The organism is Desulfosarcina cetonica JCM 12296, from assembly GCF_001311845.1.
Taxonomy (GTDB): Bacteria; Desulfobacterota; Desulfobacteria; order Desulfobacterales; family Desulfosarcinaceae; genus Desulfosarcina; species Desulfosarcina cetonica.
This window is the reverse complement of record NZ_BBCC01000445.1, coordinates 1-1,429: the sequence shown is the minus strand read 5'-3', so window position 1 is coordinate 1,429 and position 1,429 is coordinate 1. Positions and strand designations below refer to the sequence as shown.

Annotated in this window: 2 protein-coding genes; both read left to right on the top strand. The window is 66.8% G+C overall.

Going from position 1 to position 1,429, the window contains the following annotated elements:
• On the top strand, positions 1-357 hold a 357-nt coding region (locus tag JCM12296_RS34820), incomplete at its 5' end, for a P1 family peptidase (RefSeq protein ID WP_172684271.1).
• A gap of 12 nt (positions 358-369) precedes the next feature.
• A partial coding sequence (locus tag JCM12296_RS34815; protein ID WP_054702768.1) for a M20 family metallopeptidase occupies positions 370-1,429 on the top strand: 1,060 nt, incomplete at its 3' end.

Below are 1,429 nucleotides of genomic sequence, written 5' to 3'. Positions count from 1 at the left end.
CCACCGCCATCGGCAGGCCAGCCCGCCGGCAACACCACCCTGGCCGTGGTGGCCACCGATGCCACCCTGACCAAGGCCCAGGCCAAACGGATCGCCATGATGGCCCAGGACGGGCTGGCACGCGCCATCCGGCCGGCCCACACCTTGTTCGATGGCGATGTGGTCTTCTGCCTGGCTACCGGCCGGCAAGCGCTGCCGGAAAGTTCGGGTGCGTTCACGATACCCGCCGCAGAAATACGCCTGAACGAAATCGGGCATGCCGCGGCCGACTGCCTGGCACGGGCCATCATCCACGCCATCTTGGCCGCCCAAAGCGCCTATGGCATCACGGCCCACCGTGATCTTGCCCGTCGCTGACAGGAATTTACCATGGTACCGGAAACCATCGTTGAAAAAGTGCTCCAATCCGTCGATTCCCGCACGGTTATCGACCTGACCGCGCGTCTGGTCCGCTGCAACTCGGTCTGGGATCCCAAGGCCGGCACCGGTGAAGCCCAAGTGGCCGCTCTGGTGGCCGAATGGGCCCGGGAACAGGGGTTCGACGTCGCCGTCGACATCGTCGCCCCCGGCCGGCCCAACGTGATCGTGCGCTGGACCTTCGGCAGCGATGGCCCCACCCTGATGTTCGAAGGGCACACCGATGTGGTCACCCCCGGAGACCGCTCCGCCTGGCGACACGATCCCTTTGACGCGCATGTGGAAAACGGCCGCATGTTCGGCCGGGGTACCAACGACACCAAGGGTAACCTGGCGGCCATGCTGGTGGCCATGACGGCCTTGAAAAACGCGAAGGTGCCCCTTTCCGGGGCCCTGGTCGGCGGTGTCCTCTGTGACGAGGAGGGCATGATGAGCGGCGTTCAGGACTTCATCGCCCGCGGCCATGCCGACCCGGTCACGGCGGCGGTGATCTGTGAGCCCCAGGACGGCCTGATCTGCATCGCCCAGAAGGGTGCCCTAAGGGCCCGTTTTACCATCCGGGGCCGCATGAGCCACGGGGCCATGCCCCTGGCCGGCATCAATCCGGCACCGGCCATCGCCCGTATCCTCGACGGGCTGGCCGCTCTGGAGGCCGAGGCCGTGGCCACGCATGGCAAGGATCCCCTGCTGGGCTGGCCCAGTTTCACCCCCACCGTCATCCAGGCACCCGCCCGGGGAACGCCCCAACTCAATGTGGTCCCCGGCGAAGCGGAAATTTTGGTCGATGTGCGCACGACCCCCGACCAGGACCACGCGGCCATTCGGGCGGCCCTTGCCGACCTGGCGCTGCAAACCATCGATCGCGCAAACGATCATTACCGCCAGATCGATCGGCAGTTGGCCATCCAGAGAGCGGGCGAAATCGCCGTTGCGGTCGAATTCCTTTCGGACCGGCCCTGCACCCACACGGCCGAGGGCGAGCCGGTGGTCGAAGCAGCATGCTGGGCCAGCC